The 22,545-nt window shown below is 60.1% G+C and carries 9 protein-coding genes; 1 reads left to right on the plus strand and 8 read right to left on the minus strand.

Features of this window, described 5'->3' with window-relative positions; genetic code table 11:
• Positions 1-2: 2 nt before the first annotated feature.
• The 8 genes from J5276_RS26605 to J5276_RS26640 are packed head-to-tail and all read right to left on the minus strand — an operon-like array spanning position 3 to position 19,929.
• The gene (locus J5276_RS26605; protein ID WP_174066494.1) at positions 3-7,202 is read right to left on the minus strand and encodes a non-ribosomal peptide synthetase; all 7,200 of its coding nucleotides are present in this window, start codon (positions 7,200-7,202) and stop codon (positions 3-5) included.
• Entirely contained in the window at positions 7,199-11,632 is a 4,434-nt protein-coding gene (locus J5276_RS26610; protein ID WP_174066495.1) for a type I polyketide synthase, read from the minus strand. The genes J5276_RS26605 and J5276_RS26610 overlap by 4 nt, the downstream gene beginning before the upstream one ends.
• 37 nt (positions 11,633-11,669) lie before the next feature.
• Positions 11,670-12,233 carry a siderophore biosynthesis protein gene (locus J5276_RS26615; RefSeq protein ID WP_112650639.1) on the minus strand — a complete coding sequence of 188 codons (564 nt, stop codon included), beginning with the start codon at positions 12,231-12,233 and terminating at the stop codon, positions 11,670-11,672.
• Entirely contained in the window at positions 12,230-12,748 is a 519-nt protein-coding gene (locus J5276_RS26620; RefSeq protein WP_065662637.1) for a siderophore biosynthesis protein, read from the minus strand. Before J5276_RS26620 ends, J5276_RS26615 begins: the two co-directional genes overlap by 4 nt.
• 11 nt (positions 12,749-12,759) lie before the next feature.
• The gene (locus J5276_RS26625; RefSeq protein ID WP_112650640.1) at positions 12,760-12,999 is read right to left on the minus strand and encodes an MbtH family protein; all 240 of its coding nucleotides are present in this window, start codon (positions 12,997-12,999) and stop codon (positions 12,760-12,762) included.
• A 14-nt stretch (positions 13,000-13,013) separates the two neighbouring features.
• Complete coding sequence (locus J5276_RS26630) at positions 13,014-14,474, minus strand: aspartate aminotransferase family protein (RefSeq protein ID WP_112650641.1); 1,461 nt, start codon at positions 14,472-14,474, stop codon at positions 13,014-13,016.
• On the minus strand, positions 14,471-15,367 hold the full coding sequence (locus J5276_RS26635; RefSeq protein ID WP_065662639.1) for a class I SAM-dependent methyltransferase: 897 nt from the start codon (positions 15,365-15,367) through the stop codon (positions 14,471-14,473). The genes J5276_RS26630 and J5276_RS26635 overlap by 4 nt, the downstream gene beginning before the upstream one ends.
• Positions 15,364-19,929, minus strand: a complete 4,566-nt coding sequence (locus J5276_RS26640) for a non-ribosomal peptide synthetase (protein WP_209159914.1) — start codon at positions 19,927-19,929, stop codon at positions 15,364-15,366. The genes J5276_RS26635 and J5276_RS26640 overlap by 4 nt, the downstream gene beginning before the upstream one ends.
• A 337-nt stretch (positions 19,930-20,266) precedes the next feature.
• Here J5276_RS26640 and J5276_RS26645 point away from each other — a divergent pair, with 337 nt between their 5' ends.
• Positions 20,267-22,504, plus strand: coding sequence for an AMP-binding protein (locus tag J5276_RS26645; RefSeq protein WP_236759728.1), 2,238 nt, complete (start codon positions 20,267-20,269; stop codon positions 22,502-22,504).
• Positions 22,505-22,545: the final 41 nt, after the last annotated feature.

Raw genomic sequence — 22,545 nt, forward strand, 5'->3', positions numbered from 1 at the left:
GTCTACTGGTCCTTTTGGCCGGAGAGCATCTGCTTCAGCATTCTATCCACGTCACTCTCGGAAAGGTCGTTCACGGATGTCTGCGGAATGATCGGGGAGATGCCGGTTTCCGCTTCGTCCGGCAGGGACGGTGAAAGTGAGCTGAGCAATTCCGACTGGGCTTTGACGGTGGTGGCGCCAAAGAGTTGGGCAAGCGTCAGGTGAACCGAAAATTCCTGCCTGATGCGCGACAGCAGCTGCATAATCGTCAGTGAATCGCCGCCGGCTTCGAAGAAGTTATCCTCCACGCCCGCGTTGTCGCTGGACAGGAGTTCGTGCCAGATCGCCAGAAGTGTTGCCTCGTTTTCGGTCGCCGGGGCAACGGTGCGGCGTGCCCTCGCGCCCGGTGCGGGCAGGGCCTTTCGGTCAACCTTGCCATTGGCGCTGAGAGGCAACCGTTCCATGATCACGAATTCGCGGGGCACCATATAGGCGGGAAGTTTTCCGGCAAGAAAGACGCGGAGCCGCTCAGAGAGGGTTTCACCCCGCATTTGAGTGGATGCCTGCCACTGTGTGTTCCATGCTGGATTGATGGATCCGCCGGCCAGCACGTAAAGCGGCTCCTCGTCTTCTTCTGTTGCCAGTGCCGATGTGATGGCGGTCAGATCGACGCCGCCCACAGCGCAAAGGCCGATATCGAGAAGCGGCGCATGCAGCATCATCGTCTGTGCCATATGACCGGCTTCCAGCAGGCAAAAGTCTCTGGCCTTTTCCCTGTAGCTGCGCGCCATGGGTGCCGTGAGGCCGGTGAAAAGCACGAGGAAAGCACATTGCCCGACGATATCGTCGCTCTTGCCGGCGATTGCCGCAATCTGTTCCTGCGAAGCGGCCGCCAGAAATTCAAGCCGGTGTTCGGCGGAATGATGACGATACCAGCCGGCGGACAGCCCCTCGATCCGGCCATCCTGGACCAGAATATAGGTCTGAACCGGATAAAGTCCGCCCGCTGACGGGTAAAGCGCCTTTTTCAGCGGTGTGCCGGGAACATCGAAGGCCCGTATACTGGCCAAGAGATGGCCGATTTTCTGAAGCTCCGCCGGAGCGTTCAAAAAGCGGCGATGACTTTGCCGGGCGATCGCGTCGTGCAACAGCCCGTCCGGCGTGGGCAAATCGACGGTGTTTCCGGCTTCGCCCAACCCGCCATTGCCTGAGCGGCCGGCCTTTGCTTCCAGTTTGCCGATAAGGCTGCCTTTGGTATTCGGAACGATATAGGCGACGAGGGCAGGGGGCTGTCCCGTCGTCGTCACCACGGCTTCGGCGACATTCTCATTTTGCAGCAGCGCGGTCTCGATTTCCCCGAGCTCGATCCTGAAGCCGTTGACCTTCACCTGGAAATCTTCGCGCCCCAGAAACTCCAGCAATCCCTCCGGCCGCAGCCGCCCGAGATCGCCGGTTTCGTAAAGCAGAAGTGCGCCATTTCCAGCATCTTCTTCGTCCGCAAAACTATCGGGAATGAAGCGTTCGGCGGTCAGTTGCGGCCGCCCCCAATAACCACGCGCAACACCGATGCCGCCGATAAACAGCCGACCCGTGACCCATGGCGGGCAGGGCCGCCCCTGATCATCGAGTACATACCAGCGCTGGTTCGCCAACGGCTGGCCATAGGGGATGCTCGTCCAGTTCCGCAAGGCTTCCCCGATCGGGTGGAAAATCGACCAGATGGAAGCTTCGGTTGCCCCGCCAAGGCTGATGAGATCGGCATCTGGCAATTGTGCCTTCAAGGCTTGAGGCAGGCTGACGGGAATCCAGTCACCGCTCATCATGATCAGGCGCAGTGGAGGCTTTTCCTTGAGCGTCGGCAGTTCGGCCAGCAGCAATTGCGCAAGAGCTGGCACGGAGTTCCACACCGTCACCCGATGTTGTAGCAGAAGTTTCATCCAGCGGGCATTGTCCGACACTTCCTCGCCAACGGGAATGACGATGGCGCCGCCAACGGCAAGCGGACCGAATATATCGTAGACCGAAAGGTCGAAGCTCAGAGACGAGAGCGCGAAAACCCGGTCTTCGGCGGAGATAGCAAAGCGGCGATTGATGTCGAGGATCGTATTCAGCGCACCGCGATGGTCGATCATCACGCCTTTTGGTTTTCCGGTCGAACCTGATGTGAAGATGATGTAGGCGAGGTCCGATGGTTCGGTTGCCGAGAATGAAGGTCTTGCCACTCCTTCTTCGGGAACCGCAATCACCGTTACCCGCTGCGGCCAGTCGCCCCCCTCGGCGATGACGAGATCGGCCGCCGTATCTTCCACCAGCTCGAAACGCCGCTCCGCAGGCAGATCGGGGTCAACAGGCACATAGGCCGCGCCGCTTGCCAGAATGCCGAGGCAGGCGATCACCTGATCTGCGCCCTTCGGCAGAGAAACGGCAACCCGGTCGTTCGGACCCGCGCCGGCTTTCTGCAGGATAGCTGCCAGCGCCAGCGCGCGTTCAGCCACCTGTCCGTAAGTCAGTTCGATACCCTCTGCGCAGACGGCGATCTTGTCAGGGCTTTTCGCAGCTCTCTCGAAAAACGCTTCATGCAGGAGCTGCGTATTGTCAGGAAGCGCGATTTTCGCCCTGCTATTGAGCGTTTCGAACGCCTGGCAATCAACGATATCGGGCTCGGTCTGCCATGCTGCATCGTCGCTCGCCAGCGCCCGCAGCAATGTCTGATAGGCGGCAAACATCATGTCCAGCATCAATGGCGGGAAGAGTTCCTCGACCGCATCCCAATTATAGACGAGCTCGCCCTGATCTTCGGAGACCTGATGGTCGAGATAGACCTGCGGCGTCTGGCTGACGCTGTCCACCAGTCGCGTATCGAGACGCGGAGTGCTGTCGTCTCTCGATGCCTGGCCCAGCACGCTGGTGAAAACCACGGGCATCAGGGCGCCGCCGGAACGCCCGTTCTGTTTCGCCAGTTCGCGAAGCACGGAAACACCACTGAAAAGCCTGTGTTCCAAATCTTCCATCAGACGCAACTGAACCTGACGCGCGCGCGTGGTGAAGTCGGCGCGTGCCGAAAAATCAAGCCCCAGCAGGAGTGACGCCGTGAAGTCACCGACGATATTTTCCACATCCTGATGAACCGGTTCGCGACTGAACACAGTCAGATTGAGGGTGAAATCCTGACGTCTGCTCCAGCGCGCCAGAACTTCCGCGAAGATCGTCATGATCGCGGCTGTCGGGGTCAGACCAGCGCTCTGGGCCAGTTCCTTGAAACGCGACCAGTCTTTAGCGGCAAGCCGGCCCCGGCGACGCGTGAAGCGCGGATGCTCGATCTGCGATGGGTTGCATGCCAGCGGCAGATCCGGTGAGGCTGGCAAATTGGCTATGCGGGCAGACCAGTGCTCCCGCGCCCGTTCATAGGCAGAATTGTTATGCGCGGATTTCTCAAACAGAACATAATCCCGGAATGTCAGTCCGATTTCAGGAAGCGCGCGTTTCTGCATGAGCGCCGCTAGCTCGGTGCCCATCAATTTCAGCGACCAGGCGTCGCCGATGAGAACATCGAAACTGACGAACAGCCTCGTTGTCTTCCCATCAAGCCGGGCAGCCTCGATGTGAAACAGCGGCCAGCGATCCGCCTTGAAAATATTGTGCGACAGCCTGTTTCTGATGTCCATCAGGCAGGTAGCGCGATCAGTCTCATCCCGCAGATCCGCCACCGGCAACCTGTAGTGGGGAACGTCCGCCAGCACGCGCTGCCGCCCATCGGCATCGACGATGGCGCGCAGCATGTCGTGGCGCGCAACAAGTGCGTTGATGGCGTTTTCCAGCGCATCGGTATCGAGATTGTCGATATCGAATTCCCGATAGCCATGGGAGCCGACGCTGCCGAGTTCGAAGCCCTGGTTGCGACCAATCCAGTAGGCATGCTGGATATCCGTCAGCGGAAACGGCTCATGGCGGTCTTCAGGATTATGGATAATCGAGTGACCGTCGGCGTTGAGGACTTCCTCCGTCTCGTTCTCAAGTCGGTTTGCCAGCCCAGCGATTGTCGGTGTCTCGAAAATTGCCTTCAGCGGAAGTGGAACCCCGAAATCGGCTTTTACGCGGGCTATGATCCTGATGGCGAGGAGCGAATGTCCGCCCATCTCGAAGAAGCTGCGCTCGACATCGATCATGCTCGTCTGAAGGACGTCCTGCCAAATTGCTGCAAGCCGTTCCTCGATATCGTTTCGCGGTGCGGTGCCGCTTCCGTCAGGCGTCTTTACTTTGAGTGCGCGCAGGGCGCTGCGATCGATCTTGCCGTTCGGCAGATGCGGCAAGGCCGGCAGGATGGTCCATAATGCCGGGACGAGGTGGGAGGGCAGCTTCCTTGCCAGCGCAGCGCGGATGTCTTCCACTATCAGCTGTCGTCCGGCATCGAGCGAAATATAGGCGGCCAGCTGGCGTTCCGGGCTTGCTTCATCGCCGATGACTGCGATGACCGCCTCGTTGACGCCGTCGACATCCTCGAGCTGGTGTTCGATCTCGCCGATCTCGATCCGCAGGCCCCTGATCTTGACCTGATTGTCGAGACGTCCATGAAATTCCAGCGTGCCATCGGCGCGGCGCCTGACCCGGTCGCCGGTGCGGTAGAGATAGGCGGATGACCGGCCTGAGAAAGCGTCCGGAACGAAACGCTCTGCCGTCTGGCCCGGTCGCCGCAGATACCCGCGGGTGACACCGGCTCCGCCGAGATAAAGTTCGCCCGCCAAGCCGTCAGGCCGGAGGTGTCCGGCCCGGTCGAGGACATAAGCTTCCGTTCCCGGCAGGGGTGCGCCGATGGAAACCGTTTTTTCCCCGTCGCCGGCGCGAACCATCGCGCCCGTCGAGTAGGTCGTATCTTCCGAAGGTCCGTAGAGATTGTGTATGCGTGCCTGCGGTGCCTTCTTCGCCAGTTCTTCAAGCAGGACCGGCGGCAGGGGCTCTCCGGCAAGATTGACGGCGCGAACGGATGCCGGAAGCGTGTCGTGGCGCAGATATTCGCGCAGCAAACTTGGAACGGTGTTGATCAGGCTTACCTCGGTGACATCCCGCAAACGCGGCAGATCGAAGAGTGTGTTGGCCAGAACCACCTGGCCGCCGCAGGAAAGTGTGCCGAAAATCTCGAATATGGAAAGATCGAAGCAGACCGAGGTCGATGCCAGGACGCCTGTTAGCTCGTCTGCGGTGAAGTTGTTGGCCGCCCACTGCATGCGGGCGGCGGCATTGCCATGCGTGATCGCCACGCCCTTCGGTCGCCCTGTCGAGCCGGACGTATAGATTATGTAGGCAAGATCGGCCGGATCGCAGGCGTAAGCGGCGGAAACGATCGCATCGGGCAGTTTACCGACCTCAAGGAGCGTCAGATCGTCCGTGGCATCGAATGCCAGCCGGTCACTATCCGTCAGTATGACCCTGATGGCCGCATCCCGTGCGATGAAGGAAAGCCTCTCGGAAGGGTAGTCCGGATCGAGCGGCACATAGGCCGCGCCTGCTTTTAATACGCCGAACAGGGCCGCGATGAGATCCGGCGTGCGCTGCATGCAGACGCCGACGATGGAGCCGCGGCCAAACCCGCCGGCGGCGAGCGCGGCGGCAATCGCCTCACTTCGTTGATCGAGGTCCCGATAGGTGAGCTTGCCATGTTCGCTTGCCACTGCGGATTTTTCCGGCGTGCGTGTCGCCTGCGCCGTCAGCATCTCGTGCAGGCAAAGCCCGTTGGATGTCAGCGCCTGGCCGGCGGACCGGCGGATCTGTTCCTGCTGCTCGTCGTCGCACAGAAGAGAAAATTCCGACAGCCTACGGGCGGGATCCTCGACGATCGTGCGCAACACATGTTCGAAACGCCGCCATAGGGTGGAGACCGTCTCCTCATTGAAGAGATCGGTTGCATATTCGATCTTGCCGCCGATGTCAGGGTCATTGTCCTCGAGATTGAAACGGATTTCGTTTTTTGCGGCACCGTCGGGCAGACGCAGGGTTTCGATGGCAAGACCGTTTAGTTCGGGCAACCTAGCCAGATTGTGCTGAAGATCGAATTTGGCCTGAAACAGCGGCGTCATCTCGGAAAGGGAGCGTTTCGGATTGAGAGCCTCGACGATCCGCTCATAAGGTACGTCCTGGTTTGCCAGGCCGGTGCGGACGGTCTCACTGATGCGCTGCAGCAGGCCTAAGAAATCCGGATTGCCCGCAAGATCGGTACGCAGGACCAGCGTATTGACCAAGGGGCCGATCATCGCCTGGGTTTCCGGCCTGTCGCGGTTTGCGACTTCACTGCCCACCACGATATCATCGCTGTCGCAATAGAGATGCAGCACCAGTTTGAAAGCGGAGAGAAGCAGGACATAAAGGCTGACATTATGGGCCCGTGCGAGCGCCCTCAGCTGTCCTGAAAGTGCCGGGTCGATGGAGACGGCAAATTGCGCGCCGAGAAAGCTTGCAATGGCCGGGCGCGGGCGGTCGAATGGCAGGTCCAGTACCGGCAGGTCGGTTCCAAGCGCCTTTTTCCAGTATGCGAGCTGGTTTTCAAGCACCGGGCCGCGCAGCATCTTTCCCTGCCAGATCGCCCAGTCGGCATATTGAACGCGAATGTCAGGCAGGTGGTGCGACTGGCCGGTCATCTTCTTGTAGAAGCCCGCGAGATCCCGGGCGAGCACGGTCATGGACCACCGGTCGCCGGCGATGTGGTGCAGCCCGACCGCCAGCAGATGATCTTCGGCGGACAGGCGAACCAGCATTGCGCGCAATTGCGGATGGCTGAGGTCATAGGGCTCGGAAAGCCGCTGCAGGATGTGCTGGCGGGCCGTGGCTTCGGCATCAATGTCCTGTCCAAGGTCGAGGAATTCGATTTCTGTGTCTCCGGCCGCCAGAATATCCTGTTCCGGAAAGCCGTCTGTGCCGGGAACGAAGCGGGTTCGCAGCGGCTCATGCCGTTTTACGACATTCGCCAGCGCCTCTTCCAATGCCGTCCTGTCGAGTTTTCCCCGAAACCGCAGGATGCTGCGCATGTTGTAAGCCGTGTTGTCAGGTTCAAGCTGTTGCATGAACCACAGGCGCTGCTGTGCAAAGGACAGGGGCCGATCAACATTGCCTTCCTCGCGTCCCGGAATGACGGAGTCGAGAGCCGACTGATATCCCCGCTCGGCAAGACGCTGCTCTATGAGGCGACGGCGCTCGGGCGAAAGGTTCGCGAGTTTGGCGTAGAATTCGTTCATCGTGCTTCTGCTCCTCCAAGCGCGCTTTGGACTTCACTGTCGGAAAGGCCTTCGATTTCCATCAGCAACGCTGCCATTTCGTCCAGGTCACCTTCATCAGGCATATGGGCGGTAATCATGCTCGCCACGCGGGCGACCGTCGGGTTTTCGAAGAGGAGTTCACGCATTTCGATCTTGACCGGGAACGTTTCTCTGAGCTTGGCGACAACGCGGATGGCCAGAAGCGAGTGGCCGCCCAGCTCATAAAACCCGTCATCGACGCCGATCCCGCTCACGCCGATCAGCTCTTCGAAAATGCCTGCGACCGTGGTTTCGATGCGGGTGCGCGGGGCAATAAAGGGTGTGGACATCGCCGGCCTTGCGCGACCCGAAACCGGTGCTTTCGATAGTTGCGCCTTCTTGCCCGCGGGTGGTGCCACGGTGATGTCGCTGCGCGATAGCATCGTTGTGCCGGTAATGCCGTTCTCGATGATCTTTCTCGTCAGGTCCCAGGCATCCTCCGAGGCAATCGCATAGGCGTTGGTGTCGAGCGAGGAACGTTTGCCGGCAGCCAGAACATCGATGAGCGGGTAACCAATGGCGAACCAGGGCATTCTTGTGCCGCGCGACTGAGCAGCCACAAGCAACTCCACCGCCTGATATCCCGATGTATAAGCGGCGAGCCCGACGCCGCCGATAACGGTTGCAAGCGATGACTGAATGCAGCAGAAACCTGCCCGCCGTTGCTCCATGGCTTTTATGAGCGCACGCAGCGGCGCGATGCGAACCGCTTCATTGTAGCTGAGATGCGTATCGTCCATCATCGAAAGCGGCGCTGCCGCCCGCCGGTTCGCCTGCGGCATGCTCAGAAAAATCCCGTCGATCCGCCCACGCCTCGACACCACCTCATCCAGTGCCGCGCCGATGGCAGCCGGATCATTGCAGTCGATCCGGCGCGTATCGATAGCTGCTTCCGACTGAATGGCGGTCTCCGCATCGTTGATGGGTTGCAGCACGGACAGGCGTGTGCCGGATATTTTCGCAAGATGATTCAGCCAGACGGTGCCGACACCTTCGGCGATATTGCCGATCACGACATAAACGCCGTTTTTCTTCAGGCGAGCCGATACCTGCGGTTCAGGCAGGTCGAGCGGCGCAAAGCCATGTGACCACCGATGCGGGCCCCTTATGGCGAGCATCGGGCCGGTTCCGTTGAATTCTGCCAGGAGGCGATCAGCGATCGCCTGATCCGCCGTGTCCGGCGTGACCATGATATCGATATGCCTGCAGGTCAGATCTTCATACTCCTGACCGGCGACCTTCAGGATGCCCGGCAGCTGAGACTGCAGGTCGTCGAGGCTCTCCAGCCCGGTGACATCCGCTGCTCCATTGGTCACCAGCGTCAGCTTGCTTTTATGTCCCTGTGCGGTGAGAGCCCGCACGAGATTGAGCAGGGCCGCAACTTCGTTGCGCCTGCCGAACTTCAGCGGCCACAGATAAAGGATGTCCTGTGGCAGAGCCCCGCGTTCGCCCAGGGTGTCGAGCAGCTGGGCAAAATCCGCCGCGGAATGTCCCGCAAGGCTGAAGCAGCGGAAATCGCACTCGTCGAACCTGTCGCCTTCAATGGCGCGATAGACCTGAGCGCCGGCGCCTTCCAGCCGTGCGGCGAGGGATTTGCCGATGCGTCCTTCATCAAGGATCAGTACACGGCGGTTTCTGTAATCTGCCGGGGTTGCCGGCGACAGGCGCTGCCATGTCGGACGAAAGATTCTGGCGCCGTCGACGGGGGTGGAGATAGGCGACTGATTTCCTGCCGTCTGGGCGGAAATCCAGTAACGCTGCCCCTGAAACGGATAGGTGGCGAGCGGCACGCGGCTGCCTTCAGCCGATACGGCCTGCCAGTCGAGATGTCCGCCCGTCCTCCAGTATTGTCCCAGTGCGGCAAGGTATTGGTCTGTCTCGTTTTCCGGTCTGGCACGGCCAAGGCACGGTATGATCCGGTCTTCCGCGATAGCATGCTCGCTTATGAGACCCGACAGTGCCGAGCCGGGTCCGGCCTCGATGAAGACTGTATTGTCAATGCCGAGAAGGGTTCGCATCCCCTCATCGAAACGCACGGTCTGTTCAAGATGTCTGGCCCAGTAATTCGGATCCGTCGCCTGCGAGGCGCTCAGCCAGGTTCCCGTCACATTGGAGATCATCGCAATGGCCGGCGGGGAAAGCCTGACATTTCGCAGCTCTGCCAGATAGCGCGTTGCGGCCTGCGCCATCATCGGTGAATGGAATGCATGTCCGGTCTTCAGTCGCCGAGTCACGTAACGTTCCTGTTTGAGTTCCGTTTCGAGCCTTGCGATGGCATCCAGGCGGCCTGAAACGACGCTGAGGCCGGGCGCATTGCTGGCCGCCAGGGCAATCTCTGCGCCAAGCCAGCGGTCGACCGGCGCATCGGGATGAACGACAGCAAGCATTGCGCCGGGGGCGGCCTGTTGCATCAACCGGCCGCGCGCCACGACGAGCGAAAGTGCTGTATCGAGATCGAAGACACCCGCCAGGCAGGCGGCCACATATTCGCCTATGCTGTGGCCATGGAGCGCCTGCGGTATCACACCCTGCGCGATCCATGCCTTTGCAAGGGCATATTCCACGGCAAAGAGCGCCGGTTGGGCAAACTCCGTAGTCTGGATGTCGTCATGTCCGGCAAAGAGATCGGCGCGGAAATCGCGGTGCATGATCTTGGAAAGACGATCCGCGCAGGCATCGAACGGCGCGCGGAAAAGCTCCACCCGCTCGTAGAGATCCTTCCCCATTCCGGCATATTGGCTTCCCTGTCCGGGAAACAGGAAAACCGGTGACGGCGTGCTGCCGGCAATAGCTGGTTTTTCCGCCGCGAGACGGTGCAGTTCCGCCGCAGCCGACGCCAGGTCATCGGCAACCACCGACTGGCGATGGCTGAAAGCCTTTCGGCCATGACGCAGCGTGAACGCAACGTCGTAGACGGCAAGTTCCGGGTCCGCCTCGAACGCTTTTGCCTGTGCTGAAAGCAATGCTGATAACGCTGCATCATTGCGCGCCGAAAATACCAGAAGCTGCGGGGATGCCGGTTGCGTCCTGGCGCGGCTGCCCGCGTCGGCCGGTGCCTCCTCCAGCACCACATGCGCATTCGTTCCGCCGATACCGAGAGAACTGATGCCAGCTCTCCGGGGGCTTTCCGAAGCAGCCCAGTCCCGCAGGGCCGTATTGACCGCAAAGGGGCTCGCCGGGAAGTCGATCTTCGCGTTTGCCTGTCTGAAATGAAGGCTCGCGGGAATCCTGCGGTGCTTCAGGCAAAGCACGGTCTTGATGAAGCCTGCAATGCCTGCGGCCGTATCGAGGTGGCCGATATTGGTTTTCACCGAGCCGATGGCGCAATAGCCGGTGCGCGCCGTCGTCTTGCGAAAGGCCTGCGTCAGCGCCGCAATTTCGATAGGGTCCCCCAGCGATGTTCCCGTGCCATGCGCCTCGATATAACCGATGGAATCGGCCGATATTCCCGCAGCCGCATGGGCCTCGCGGATGACCATGGCCTGGCTGTCCACCTGCGGCGCGGTGAAGCTTGCTTTCAGCGCGCCGTCATTGTTGATGGCCGAACCGATGATGACGGCGTCGATCGTATCGCCGTCTGCAAGCGCATCTTCGAGACGCTTGAGCACGACAACGCCGACGCCGCTGCCGGGAACGGTCCCGGCGGCATCCGCATCGAACGCCCGGCAATGCCCGTCAGGAGACAATATTCCGCCTTCCCGCGCCACATATCCATGCGAACGGGAAACCGTTACGCCGCCCGCGAGCGCAATATCGCATTCGCCCGCGATGAGGCTCTGTGCCGCAACATGGATGGAAACAAGCGATGAGGAGCAGGCCGTCTGCACCGTCATGGCCGGTCCGCGCAGATTGAGCTTGTAAGCCGTGCGCGTCGCTAGAAAATCCTTGTCGTTGGCGACAAACAGTTCAAAGGGGCTGATCGATTGGCGCACCGCGGCATTGGCGTGCAGGTTCAGAAGATAGGTATTGAAGCCGCTCGAGGCATAGACGCCGATGGAACCGTCGAAGGTGTCGCCCTGATACCCGGCGCGCTCCAGCGCCGCCCATGCGCATTCGAGAAACAGGCGCTGCTGCGGGTCGAGAATTTCCGCCTCGCTGGGGCTGTAGCCGAAAAATTCGGCGTCGAACTGGTCAGCCCCCTCCAGCGGTGCTGAAGCCCGCACGAAATCCGCATCCGCAAGCTGCTCGGGCGGCACACCCAACGCAATGAGTTCCTCGTCGGTCCATTCTTTGACCGACTCCCGGCCATGAACCAGATTATCCCAGAAGCTCTCGATGTCGGAGGCTCCCGGAAAGCGGCCTGCCATACCGATGACGGCGACCCGAAAGGCGTTCCGATCCTGGTTTGAAGCGCTGGTATAGTCGGACATATGCAGTTCTCGCTGGATTAGAAATTGAACACGCACGTTACTTGTGGAACGGGCAGCCCTTTTTGGGGGGATCGATCATGCCGAGGCGGCCGCGTTCGAAACGCTGGAGCGTATCGATCGCCTTCCGGTCGCCGTATCGCAGGCTGCCAGCGTCGGAGCCGACGAAACGTGAGCAGACCCCGACATGCCCTTCCGCCAGATGTTTGTAGGCTGTGACGAATTCAGCATGGGCGTTGTGGAGTTCGACCGGCAGCGTGGCAAACACGTCCTTCATTTCACGCCAGACCTGAATGAGAACGGCATGATCGAACGACATCAGCCCGCTGAAGTCATCGGATTCCACTGAAGGCGGCGTCATGGAGACGCGGATGGTGTTTTCGTAATCCGCCTTGCTGAAGCTGGCGGCGAGGTCCATGGAGCTGGCAGATGTGCGCAGGAGCACCGCGGCTGCCCGCAATTCCCTGTCCGCTTCGGTGTGGTTGCCCTCATGCACCTGCATGTTGAAACGACGCAGGCACAGAACCAGCCCTTGCACGTTCATGAAAAACGCCCAGTGGAATTCGCGCCAGATCCGGGATGGCGACGGGGAAGCAATGGTCATCTTGCACACTCCACGCCGAAGCACCTTGCAAGAAGCCTTGCATGAACCTCGAAACCGTCAAACTGGGCTTTCGCCGCCTTCTCCGACATGTGGGGCGCCCGGCAGAAAAGATCGGTGACTGACAGCGCGACCTGCAGGAAGCTGCGCAGCAGAACATGGGCGGGCTGGGCAGTGGTAATGCGGTTCACGCGGAAATACCGGTCGTAGTCGTTCGCGTGAAAGGACGTCAACGGAAGGCCACTGACATCCACGATGCCGGGATCGGACATCGGCTTTTCCATGTTGCCCAGAAGTGCGGCGATACGCGCGCGGCATTCGGGATAATGCAGCGTGAACGCCTCAATTGCCTCGCAGATAATGTGCTGCAGGTAGGCCTTGTCGTGTTCTTCCGGCGCCATTACCGGTGCAAGCGCCTCCGGCACGAGCAGATCGAGAACTGCATCTTGCGCAAGCCACTCCCTGTCCGGTCCGGCGTCCGCGCCGGGCGCCGGGCTTGGCCATGGTTGGTCGTCCATGGGGTCACGTCCTATTCTTGCGCGCTGGTTGTGTTTACTGCTTCGCCGTCCATCAACCGCCGCAAACTCAAGGGGCGCATGTCGGTCCACTCCACCTCGATATGATCGAGGCACGCCTGCTTCGATCCGGAAAACCCGCTCGGTCGCCACCCTGCCGGGACCGCCTTGTAGACCGGCCATATCGAGTATCGCTCCTCGTCGCTGATCACGACGTTGTAGTGCAGGTCTTCAGCCGGTGTCTGGGAACTCATGGTGGTCACTCCGATCAATGTCTGTCGAGAAGACGGTGGTCCGCCAGAGCCGTCAGGCTTTGCAGAACAGCGTCGTGAACAAAGGCGATGTCGTCATCGCTATGGGCGGTAGAAAGAAAACCGCCACGGTCCCCGGCACGAAGGTGAACGCCGGAGGTCAGAAGAAGGAAGGAAAGCATGGTGACAGCCTGCGGCGAGATGCGGCTGCGGGCAGCGGATATGGCGAAGAACGAACCGAAGCTCATGAACGCCACGGGCAACCCCGCATCCTTGAGTGCGCCGTTCAGCCGTTCCACGAATGCCAGCGTCCTGGCGTTCAGGCCCTCTTGCAGGGCCGGTCCGTCTTCCAGCAATCGCGTCGCAACCGCCTTTGCGGCTGCGAGCGCCAGCGGATGGCGGCAATAGGTTCCTGCAAAAAATGTCGGGGCCACCTTCGGGAAGGATCTGTCGCCGTAAGCCCAGGCTCCGCCGTCGACGAAATCCATGAACCGCCCGTTGCCGGCGATGAGCGACAGCGGCAACCCGCCGCCGGCGATTTTGCCGTAGGTTGCAATATCCGCATCTATGCCGAAATGGGACTGCGCGCCGCCGGGCGCGACGCGGAAGCCGGTAATCATCTCGTCGAATATCAGCGCGCTTCCGGTCTTTTCGGTCACGCTTCGCAATTCATGCAGAAATTCGCGCGGCTGCAGCTCCGGGCTCCGGCTCTGAACGGGCTCGACGAGCACGCCGGCAAGGCTGGCGCCGTGACGCCTGATATAATCGATGGAACGAGGATTGCCGTATTCCAGCAGCACGATATCGCGGGCGGAGGAGGGTGCCACGCCTGAAAAGCCGGGAACTGCTTTCGTCAGCACCATGCGTCTCAGGAGCGGTTTCAGCGCCACGAGCCATGCCGGATGAGACCGCAGCAAAGCGCCCCTGCGGATATATTCAAGTTTGGTGGCCTTATGCAGTGCGGGGTCGGAATGGCCATGATACGAGCCTGTAAACAGCACGATCTTGTCGCGCCCCGTTGCGGCACGGGCTATCCGCATGGCCGTCTGCACGGCTTCGGTTCCGGTGTTGCTGAATGTGACGCGGTCTTTTCCGGTGATACGGCAAAACAGTTCCGCGGTCTCGCCCGCCAGATCGGATTGCGGCCCGAGCGCAAAGCCCTTAGCCAGCTGCGCTTCGATTGCCGCGCGGATGAAGGATGGATTATGGCCAAAGAGATTGGTGCCGAGGCCCATGAGAATATCGACATATCTGTTGTTGTCGACGTCCTGCAAATAGGCGCCTTCGGCATGGGTGGCGACGATGGGATACAGGGCCTCTTTAGTCTGCATCGTGAAGGGAAGGCCGATCGAGCTTTTGTCCGAAAGGAAATCCCGGTTATAGGCGGCGGCGCGCTTCGAACCCGGCGTCTTGAGATTGAAGTCGGTAACGATGGCGGCGATTGGGTCAGTCGCGGTGCCGGGATTGTGAATATTCATTCGACGGCCTCCTGTGTGACTTCCTGCCCCGCGCGGTCGCCGGCAATCTTCGTGCAGAGGAAGTAGACTGCTCTCTCATCGGTCACCGGACCGCCATCGGTGCTCCGCATTTTGACCGAAAAGCCCGATGCCCGGAGAAGCTCGGTCACGGTATCCAGATTGTGCCCCCACACAGGGTTGGTGACCGAGTGGCGCTGCCAGTTGTTTCCGGGAATGCCGAAGCGGGCGATGAGAGCAAGCCGTCGGCGATTGGAAAGCCGCCGGACCGCCAGCCTGTATGCCGCCTCCGCCAACGAGAAGCGTGCCGCTTTCGACCTCGTATGGATTTCAACCGTGAACGAACCCTCGTTCGACTGCGAATTATAGCGGGGCGTTATCAGCCAGGCGTATTCATCGGTGAGTTCGCCTTCGGCCGGCAGATCGCGCCAGTAGCGCGTCATCTGGCCGGGATGGTTGATGTCGAAAGCAAAAATTCCATCATCTTTCAGGCAGCGGCGGACGCTTGAAAAAACCTTCCGCAGGTCTTCGTTATTCTGGATGTGGTTCAGCGATGCGCTGGTGCAGACCACGCCGTCAAAGGGCTGCTCAAAGGTGAAATCCCTTGCGTCACCCAGAACGAATTCAAGATCCGGTGCGTTGCCGCGGGCATGGTTTATCATGTCCTGCGAACCATCCAGCCCGGTGACGGCATATCCGCGCTCAGCCATCAGCTTTGCAAGATGTCCCGTTCCACAGCAGAGATCGAGAACCGAAGCGCCGTCCGGCAGTTGCGAAAGAACCGCCCGTGCCAGGGGAGCGATCTTCTGCTCGCTATAGCGCGGGCCAAGCGTGTGGTTGTAGAGCCAGGCCCAATGGTCGTAATTGCTGGCTTCGCTTGATATAACTGTGCTCATCGTTCACCCTGCTTTCGCGCGTCATCGGACGCCGCGTTCAGAAAGTTGGCCTTGGCAAATGCGCGCAGATATGTCCGCAAAAGCTCGAATGTCAGGGCCGGTTCGCGGAATGGTGCGTCGGACATTGCCGCCTGTGTGAGGTGGCAATCGAAGTTGCGCATCTGTTTTTCATCGCTCTTGCCGGCGGCGGAAGGCGAGCGCAGCAGTCCCAGTAATGGATAGAGCGGGTGGTCTGGCGTTCCGCGCGCCACATCGCTCAGCATGTCCTGCCATTCCCGCTGCGAAACCCGTTTCAGTTCGATCCCCTCCAGTTCGCAGGCCTCAAAGAGGCGGGCGCTTGAAACGGGGGAGGAATGAATGAGGTGGAAAACCTGTCCTGCCGAAGCCTGTTTGCCGGAGAGATACACAATCACCCGGGCCACATGGTCGACCGGCAGCATATCGAGCAGTCTTTCGCCTTCCGGCGCTGTCCCGGTGTAAAGATAGGCCTGCACCAGACGGCACAATATGTCCGAGCCGTTGAAGGCGCCGGTAACGCTGTCGCCCGATATGGCTCCCGGCCGGTAAATCGTCACCGGCAATCCTCGCCTGCCGGCTTCGTTGACGAGATGCTCCGCGACCCATTTGCTCCGGTTGTAACCGCCGGCGGGCGGGGCAAACCCTTCCACGCTTTCCAGTTCGCAGACAGGCCGAACACTGCTAGAACCGCGGCGCGGCGTCAGGGCGCTGAGCGTCGAGACGTAATGAACGTGCCGGCCCGCTCCCGCGCAGGCGAGTTTGAGAATTTCTTGGGTTCCAAGCACATTGGTCTCGCGCAGCCGCTCGTACCGATGAAGGTGGTGGACTTCCGCGCCATTGTGAAAAATGCAATCGGCATTCCGGACAATATTGTCGTAGTCCCCGGCGGCAAGCCCGAGGCCCGGTTTGGAAAGCTCGCCCGCCAATATCGTCACGCGTTCCGTCAACATGGACTGGGGCAAGTCATATTGCCGGAAGGCCTGCCGCAGGCGGCTCATTCCATCGTCGCCACGGATCAGGCAGGTGACTTTTCTCGCGGGGTCGCGAAGCAGCTCGTGGAGAAGATAGGTTCCGAGAAAGCCGGTTGCACCCGTCAGGAAAACGTGGGCGGTGTCGCTTGTGGCTTTTGGCGTTGCGCTTGGACGGATTGCATCGTCCAGTTTTATATCGCGCTTCAGCAGCATGGTTTCATCGTCGCTGCCGCTTTTACCGGCGTCTCTTGTCCGCAGGCGGTTTGCCAGCGCTTCCACCGTGGAGGCGTTGAAAAGATCGAGAACGCCGATATCGAGGCCGAACGTCTCCTTTGCAACGGCGCAGAAACGGGTGGCCAGCAGCGAGTGGCCACCAAGCGTGAAGAAATCGTCGGTTGCGGCAACCTGATCAATATTCAGAATATGTCCGAACGCACTGGCTATCCGGGTTTCCATCTCGCCTTCGGGCGCCCGGCCATCGGGATCTGTTTCGGCGCGCGGCGCGGGAAGCTTTAAGGGATCGATCTTGCCGTTGACGGTAAGCGGCAGCGCCTCGAGCCAGTCGAACGTGTCGGGCACAAGGAATTTCGGCAGGCGGTTCGCCAGCCATGCGCGGATTTCCGATGGCGTGGATCTGGTTGCCGCGTCCTGATCGGTTTGAGGAACCGCATAGGCGGCGAGCCTTTTGCCGCCGCGTCCGTCGTCACGCACCGCCACCGCCGCCGAAACGATGGCCGGGTGGGCAAGCAGGCCCGCCTCTATTTCCCCAGGCTCGATCCGGTATCCACGGATCTTGACCTGGCTGTCCAGCCGTCCTGACACGCGGACCCGCCCATCGGCAAGCAGCACGGCGCGATCGCCGGTGCGGTAGAGCACGCCCGCGCGCCCGTCTGTGGCGAATGGATCGGGAACGAAACGTTCGGCCGTCAGCGCCGCCCGATCGTGATAACCGCGGGCAACGCCGCAGCCGCCGATATGAAGTTCTCCCGGCACGCCAAAGGGCAACAGCTCGAGATTTTCATCAAGCACATAGAGCTGCTTGTTTGCCGCGGGCCTCAGCACCGGCAGGCCGGCACGCCCCCCGCCCATATCGACCATGCTGGCATTGACGGTGGTTTCGGTCGGGCCATAGGCATTGATGAAACGACGGTTCTTTCCCCATCTTTCGATGAGTTCAGGCATGGGAACTTCTCCCCCCACCAGAACGGTGCGCAGCGACGGCAGGTCATCGACCGGCAGGGAGAGCAGGGCCGATGGCGTCATTGTCAGGTGTGTCACATGCCGCGTGTGCAGGATGCCGGCCAGTTCGGCGCCGGGAAGGGTCGCATATCCGGGTAGAAGAAGAAGCCTGGCACCGGCGCCGAGGCTCATGACGAGTTCAGGAATGGAGGCATCAAAACTGAAGCTGAAGAACTGCAGCACACAATCGTCGGCCGTGACGTCGCAGGCGCGGATTTTGTCCCTCGTCAGATTGATCAGCCCGCTATGATCGACAAGGACGCCCTTTGCCTTGCCTGTCGAGCCTGACGTGTAGATCACATAAGCCAGCTGCGACGGATAAGTGACCGTTTCAAGGTTGTCGGCGGGTTCCTCGTGGGGGAAGTCCTCATCCAGATTGAGCCGGTCGGCTGTCGGCGGAAGATCGATCAAGCTGTGGCTGACGACAAGCCGGGCATCTGCATCCGACAGCATCGCGCCAATCCGCTCCGCGGGGTAATCCGGATCGAGAGGCAGATAGGCACCGCCTGCTTTCCAGACTGCAAGCCAGGCCACGATCATGTCAAAGCTGCGCGGCAGCGAGATTGCGACGACCGTTTCTGCAGTAACGCCTTTACTGCGCAGCAGGCGCGCCAGCCTGTTAGCGCGCGCGTTAAGCTCGCCATATGTCATGATATCATCGGCATCCGCCTGCGGCATGATGAGCGCCACGGCCTGCGGCGCCCGCGCCGAATGTGCTTCGAACAATTCATGAAAATATTGCGGGCCTGCGTGTTCCTGCACCGTGTTGTTAAAGTCGCAAATCCGCTGCTGCTGCTCTTCTTGTGTCAAAAGCGCAAGAGTGGCGATCGGCAGGGAGGGGGTGGCGACGATGGATTTCAGCAGTTGCTGGAAATGACTGGCAAACAGGCCGATCGTCTCGGCGCGAAACAGCGCGGTCTTGTATTCGATTGTGCCGGAAAGCCCGGTTTCCGTCTCGCGTAGATCGAGGCATAGGTCCAGCCTCGAGACCTTGTCCTGGCGCGCCAGCCGGCGCATTTCCAGCCCGGGAAGCCGGATGCGCTCGTGTGGTGCTGCGTCGAGCTGAAATTTTATCTGAAACAGCGGGTGGCTGTCGGGATCGCGTTGCACGCCGACCATATCGACAATGCGCTCGAACGGCATGTCCTGATGGCTGATAACCTGCTGCAGGGTCTCATGTGTTTGCCGCAGGGCCTTTTCAAAATTGCCGAAGGGATCGATGCGCGATCTGACGGGGAGAGGATTGACGAACAGCCCGACCAGTTCTTCCGTCTCCACATGCGGGCGGTTGGCGACGGGCGTGCCGATCACCAGATCGGTCTGCCCGGTATAGCGGTGGATCAGCAGGTTAAAGGCGGTAAAAAGCGCCGTGAACAGCGTCGTGCCATGCGCGGCGGCAATCTTTCGCAGCGCATCGGCTGTCGCTTTATCGATCGAAAAGTCGTGCAGTTCACCCGCGTGGCCATGGCCTGCGCTGCGCGCCATGTCCGTTACCAGCTGCGTGGTCTGCAAAGGCTGAGAAAGGTGCTGCTTCCAGAATTCCTCAAGCGCTCCTGCCGTTTCCGCCGCCAGACGCTCGCGCTGCCATGCGGCGAAGTCGCCATATTGTATCGCCAACGCAGCTTCCGGCGTCGCGCTGCCTGACACTTGCGCGCTGTAAAACGCGCCGAGGTCTCTCAGCAGGATTTCAGTAGACCAGCCGTCGGCGCATATGTGGTGCAGCGTAAAAACGAGGACATAGCGGCCATCGCCGCACTTGACAATGAGCAGGCGGATGGGCGGTTCGGCGGCAAGATCGAAGGGTCTGCTCGTTTCCGCATGAATGACATCTTCCATCGCCGCATCGGCGAGTGAAATCTGGAGGACGGAAAAAGGCGTGTCACAATGTGCGGATATGGTTTGTCTCGGCGCGCCATTGTCGCTGTATATGCGGGCGCGAAGCACCGCGTGGCGGCTCATGACAGCGGCGAGCGCCGCCCTCAGCGCATCGAGGTCGAGAGTGCCGCGGACTTCGAGCGCAATGCCGATGTGGTGTAATGCCGAGCCCGGATAGATCTGGTCGATCAGCCACAGTCTTTCCTGGGCGAATGACAGCGGCGGGCAAGTCTCGTGACGGGGAGGGATATCATTCTGGCCGATTGCGTCAAAGTCCGCATGCATCATGTTGAGGAACGCCAGAATGTCGTTTTTTCTGGTCCGGATTTCGCTCATCATGGCATCGTTCAAGCGACCATCAGGGTCTGAACATTTCAGGCTTCCAGCATCGATCCAGACACGGATATTGTTCTGATGAAGCCGGGTTATGAGGGTCTCGACTGGCTCGATGTAATTCATAAGCCGCCCCTTGGCTGTGTCGGCTTCACACGATCCGGACAACGAATAGCTTGCCTTTTCAGGCCGGCGTTGCGCAGCAGAGTACTCATCGGTAAAACAACCATCAATTGCATATTCAGCTGCCCGAAACCGGTCATCAATTTCAATTTCTTATTCTTGACTAAGCGATTCAAGAATTATATGCAAGAGGTAATTGTTGCCATCGAGAAGCAGCGGACCGCGACGTCCGCTGCTGGCGGGTGAGTGTGTGCAATCAGTACGATGAACATCCTATGGTTGGTCGTAGCGGATAATGGTTGCCCGACGTCAGGAGTTTTTTCAGATGCAGATCATGCCGATGTTCGCTCGAAAGCCATCTGGAGAACGTGGTTTTATAACGATAATACATAGGCTTGAGGATTTAGCCGCAGTCCGGCCGTTAGATGAGGCATTCCGTTTTTACCCCGATGACCCAGGAACGATCGGTGAAAGCCGTAGTGACGGATGGACATGGGGTGAATTGAATGCTCGCGTTAAGATTGTTTCTGATGAGATCTCCAGAACGGGTCTCGTCGGTCAGGGCGGCAGGGTTCTCATCGTTTACCCGCCTGGTCTCGCATTCATCGCAGCCTTCCTCGGATGCCTGCATGCCGGTGCCGTTCCTGTGCCTGTCCCGGCGCCACGGCGAAATGAAGGAATACACCGTTGGTTGCATGTTGCGAAAGACGCCGGCATCTCGGGAATTGTTTGCGCTGACGAATTGAAGGAGCTGCTCGAGCCGCTCCAAAGGGCCATCGGTCACGGATTCTGCCTTGCGCCTTCAGGAGCCGATCCCGATATTTCTCTGCGCGATCTTACGCCTTCGGCAAGCGCGCCCGCCGTTCTCGACGGAAGCCGGATTGCATTTCTGCAATATACGTCCGGTTCGACCAGCGATCCGAAAGGCGTCATGGTCACCCATGCCAACCTGATGGCCAACCTGCGGCAGATCAGCCTTGCATTTCACTATGGCTCTGAGGACCGGTCCGCGACGTGGTTGCCCCATTATCACGATATGGGGCTGATCGACGGCATCCTGTCGCCGATCTTCAACGGATTTCCGGTGTCGATCATGGCACCTGCGAGTTTTCTGCGGCGGCCGCTGCGGTTCCTTGAACTGGCGACACAAAACAGGGCGACCATTATCGGCGGACCGAATTTCGCTTACGAGCATTGCGCCGACCGCTACAGTGCGGAAGGGGCCGCGCGGCTTGATCTTTCCGCGGTCCGGATCGCCTATAATGGGGCGGAGCCTGTGCGCCCGGACACGCTGAGACGCTTCAGCGCCCTGTTTGCCGACCATGGCTTCCGGCACGGCGCCTTCTATTGCTGCTATGGCCAGGCCGAAGCCACGCTTTTCCTGACCGGCAATGCCCCATCCGATCCGCCGCAATTGCGAAGCTTCAAGCGTGAAACGCTGGCAAAGCAGGGAACGGCGCTACCGCTCGCCGCTGGAGCGGATGAGCATGATGCAATCGAACTGGCGGCCTGTGGGCGTCCCGGAGTGGATATCGAGATCTTTGTCGTGGAGCCTGAGCAGCACCGGCTGCTTGACGATGGGCAGGTCGGCGAATTGTGGATCCGTGGCCCTAATGTCACGCCCGGGTACTGGGCGAGAGCAAAAGCAAGCGCGGAAAGTTTCGACCAGAAAATTGCCGGTGAGGGTGGCTGGCGCCGAACGGGCGATCTTGGCTTTCGCCATGAAGGGCAATATTTCATTACCGGTCGCCTCAAGGATCTCATCATCATCAGGGGGCAAAACCATCATCCTGAGGACATAGAGCAGACCGCCTTCTCTTCGCATGCCGCGCTTGCACAGGGGCGGGCGGGTGCTTTTGCGCTTGATGTGGACGGTGAGGAACAGGTCGGTCTCGTCTGCGAGCTTACCCGTGAGGGGCTGCGCAATCTGGATGCCGAAGCCGTCCTGCAAGCCATTCGCGGGGCCATCTCCCGTGTTCACAAGCTCAAACTCGCCATCATAGTCCTCATCCGTCCCAGCAGCCTGCCGCGCACGCCGAGCGGTAAGGTCCGGCGTTTTGCCTGCCGTCAGGATCTACTGAACGGCAATCTCAAGATGGTGGAGCGTTGGGAGGCCGCCCCGCAGGCGAGTTTCAGGCCCGTTGCCGACCCGGGTGCGGTTCCAGACTGGGCGCAACAATTGGCGCAGGTTGATCGGTCCCGATATCCGGCTTTGCTTCGGCAGTGGATCAGGGAGGAAGTGTCATGGCTTTCCCGTCTTCCTGCCGGAACCCTGCCTGCTGCAAGTGCCGGTTTTTTTGATCTTGGGCTGGATTCCGTGGCGCTTGTCGGCCTTGCTGGAACGCTGGAGCGTGAGTTGGGTATCAGAACGCAGCCGACGCTGTTTTTCGAGTACGCGACGATCGACGCGCTGGTGGAGCATCTGTGCAGCGATCTCCTCACCCCCGAGATGTCGGCGCAGGTGCAGGATAAGCCGGCGAAGAATTCCCAGTCGGATGAAGCACGGGAAGAAAGCGACTTGTCGCACGAACTGGCTGCCCTGTCATCACTTCTGCAGGCTGGAACAGGCCGAAAATAATCTCACGCTTTTCATACAATCGATGATCGGAGCCATCGCCG

Origin of the sequence: Agrobacterium sp. S7/73 (assembly GCF_019355535.1) — a bacterium.
GTDB classification, from domain to species: domain Bacteria; phylum Pseudomonadota; class Alphaproteobacteria; order Rhizobiales; family Rhizobiaceae; genus Agrobacterium; species Agrobacterium tumefaciens.

Excerpts from the sequence above, each read along its gene's own strand:
- J5276_RS26605 (WP_174066494.1), bottom strand. The coding sequence starts at position 7,202 with ATGAACGAATTCTACGCCAAACTCGCGAACCTTTCGCCCGAGCGCCGT.
- J5276_RS26610 (WP_174066495.1), bottom strand. The coding sequence starts at position 11,632 with ATGTCCGACTATACCAGCGCTTCAAACCAGGATCGGAACGCCTTTCGG.
- J5276_RS26615 (WP_112650639.1), bottom strand. The coding sequence starts at position 12,233 with ATGACCATTGCTTCCCCGTCGCCATCCCGGATCTGGCGCGAATTCCAC.
- J5276_RS26620 (WP_065662637.1), bottom strand. The coding sequence starts at position 12,748 with ATGGACGACCAACCATGGCCAAGCCCGGCGCCCGGCGCGGACGCCGGA.
- J5276_RS26625 (WP_112650640.1), bottom strand. The coding sequence starts at position 12,999 with ATGAGTTCCCAGACACCGGCTGAAGACCTGCACTACAACGTCGTGATC.
- J5276_RS26630 (WP_112650641.1), bottom strand. The coding sequence starts at position 14,474 with ATGAATATTCACAATCCCGGCACCGCGACTGACCCAATCGCCGCCATC.
- J5276_RS26635 (WP_065662639.1), bottom strand. The coding sequence starts at position 15,367 with ATGAGCACAGTTATATCAAGCGAAGCCAGCAATTACGACCATTGGGCC.
- J5276_RS26640 (WP_209159914.1), bottom strand. The coding sequence starts at position 19,929 with ATGAATTACATCGAGCCAGTCGAGACCCTCATAACCCGGCTTCATCAG.
- J5276_RS26645 (WP_236759728.1), top strand. The coding sequence starts at position 20,267 with ATGTTCGCTCGAAAGCCATCTGGAGAACGTGGTTTTATAACGATAATA.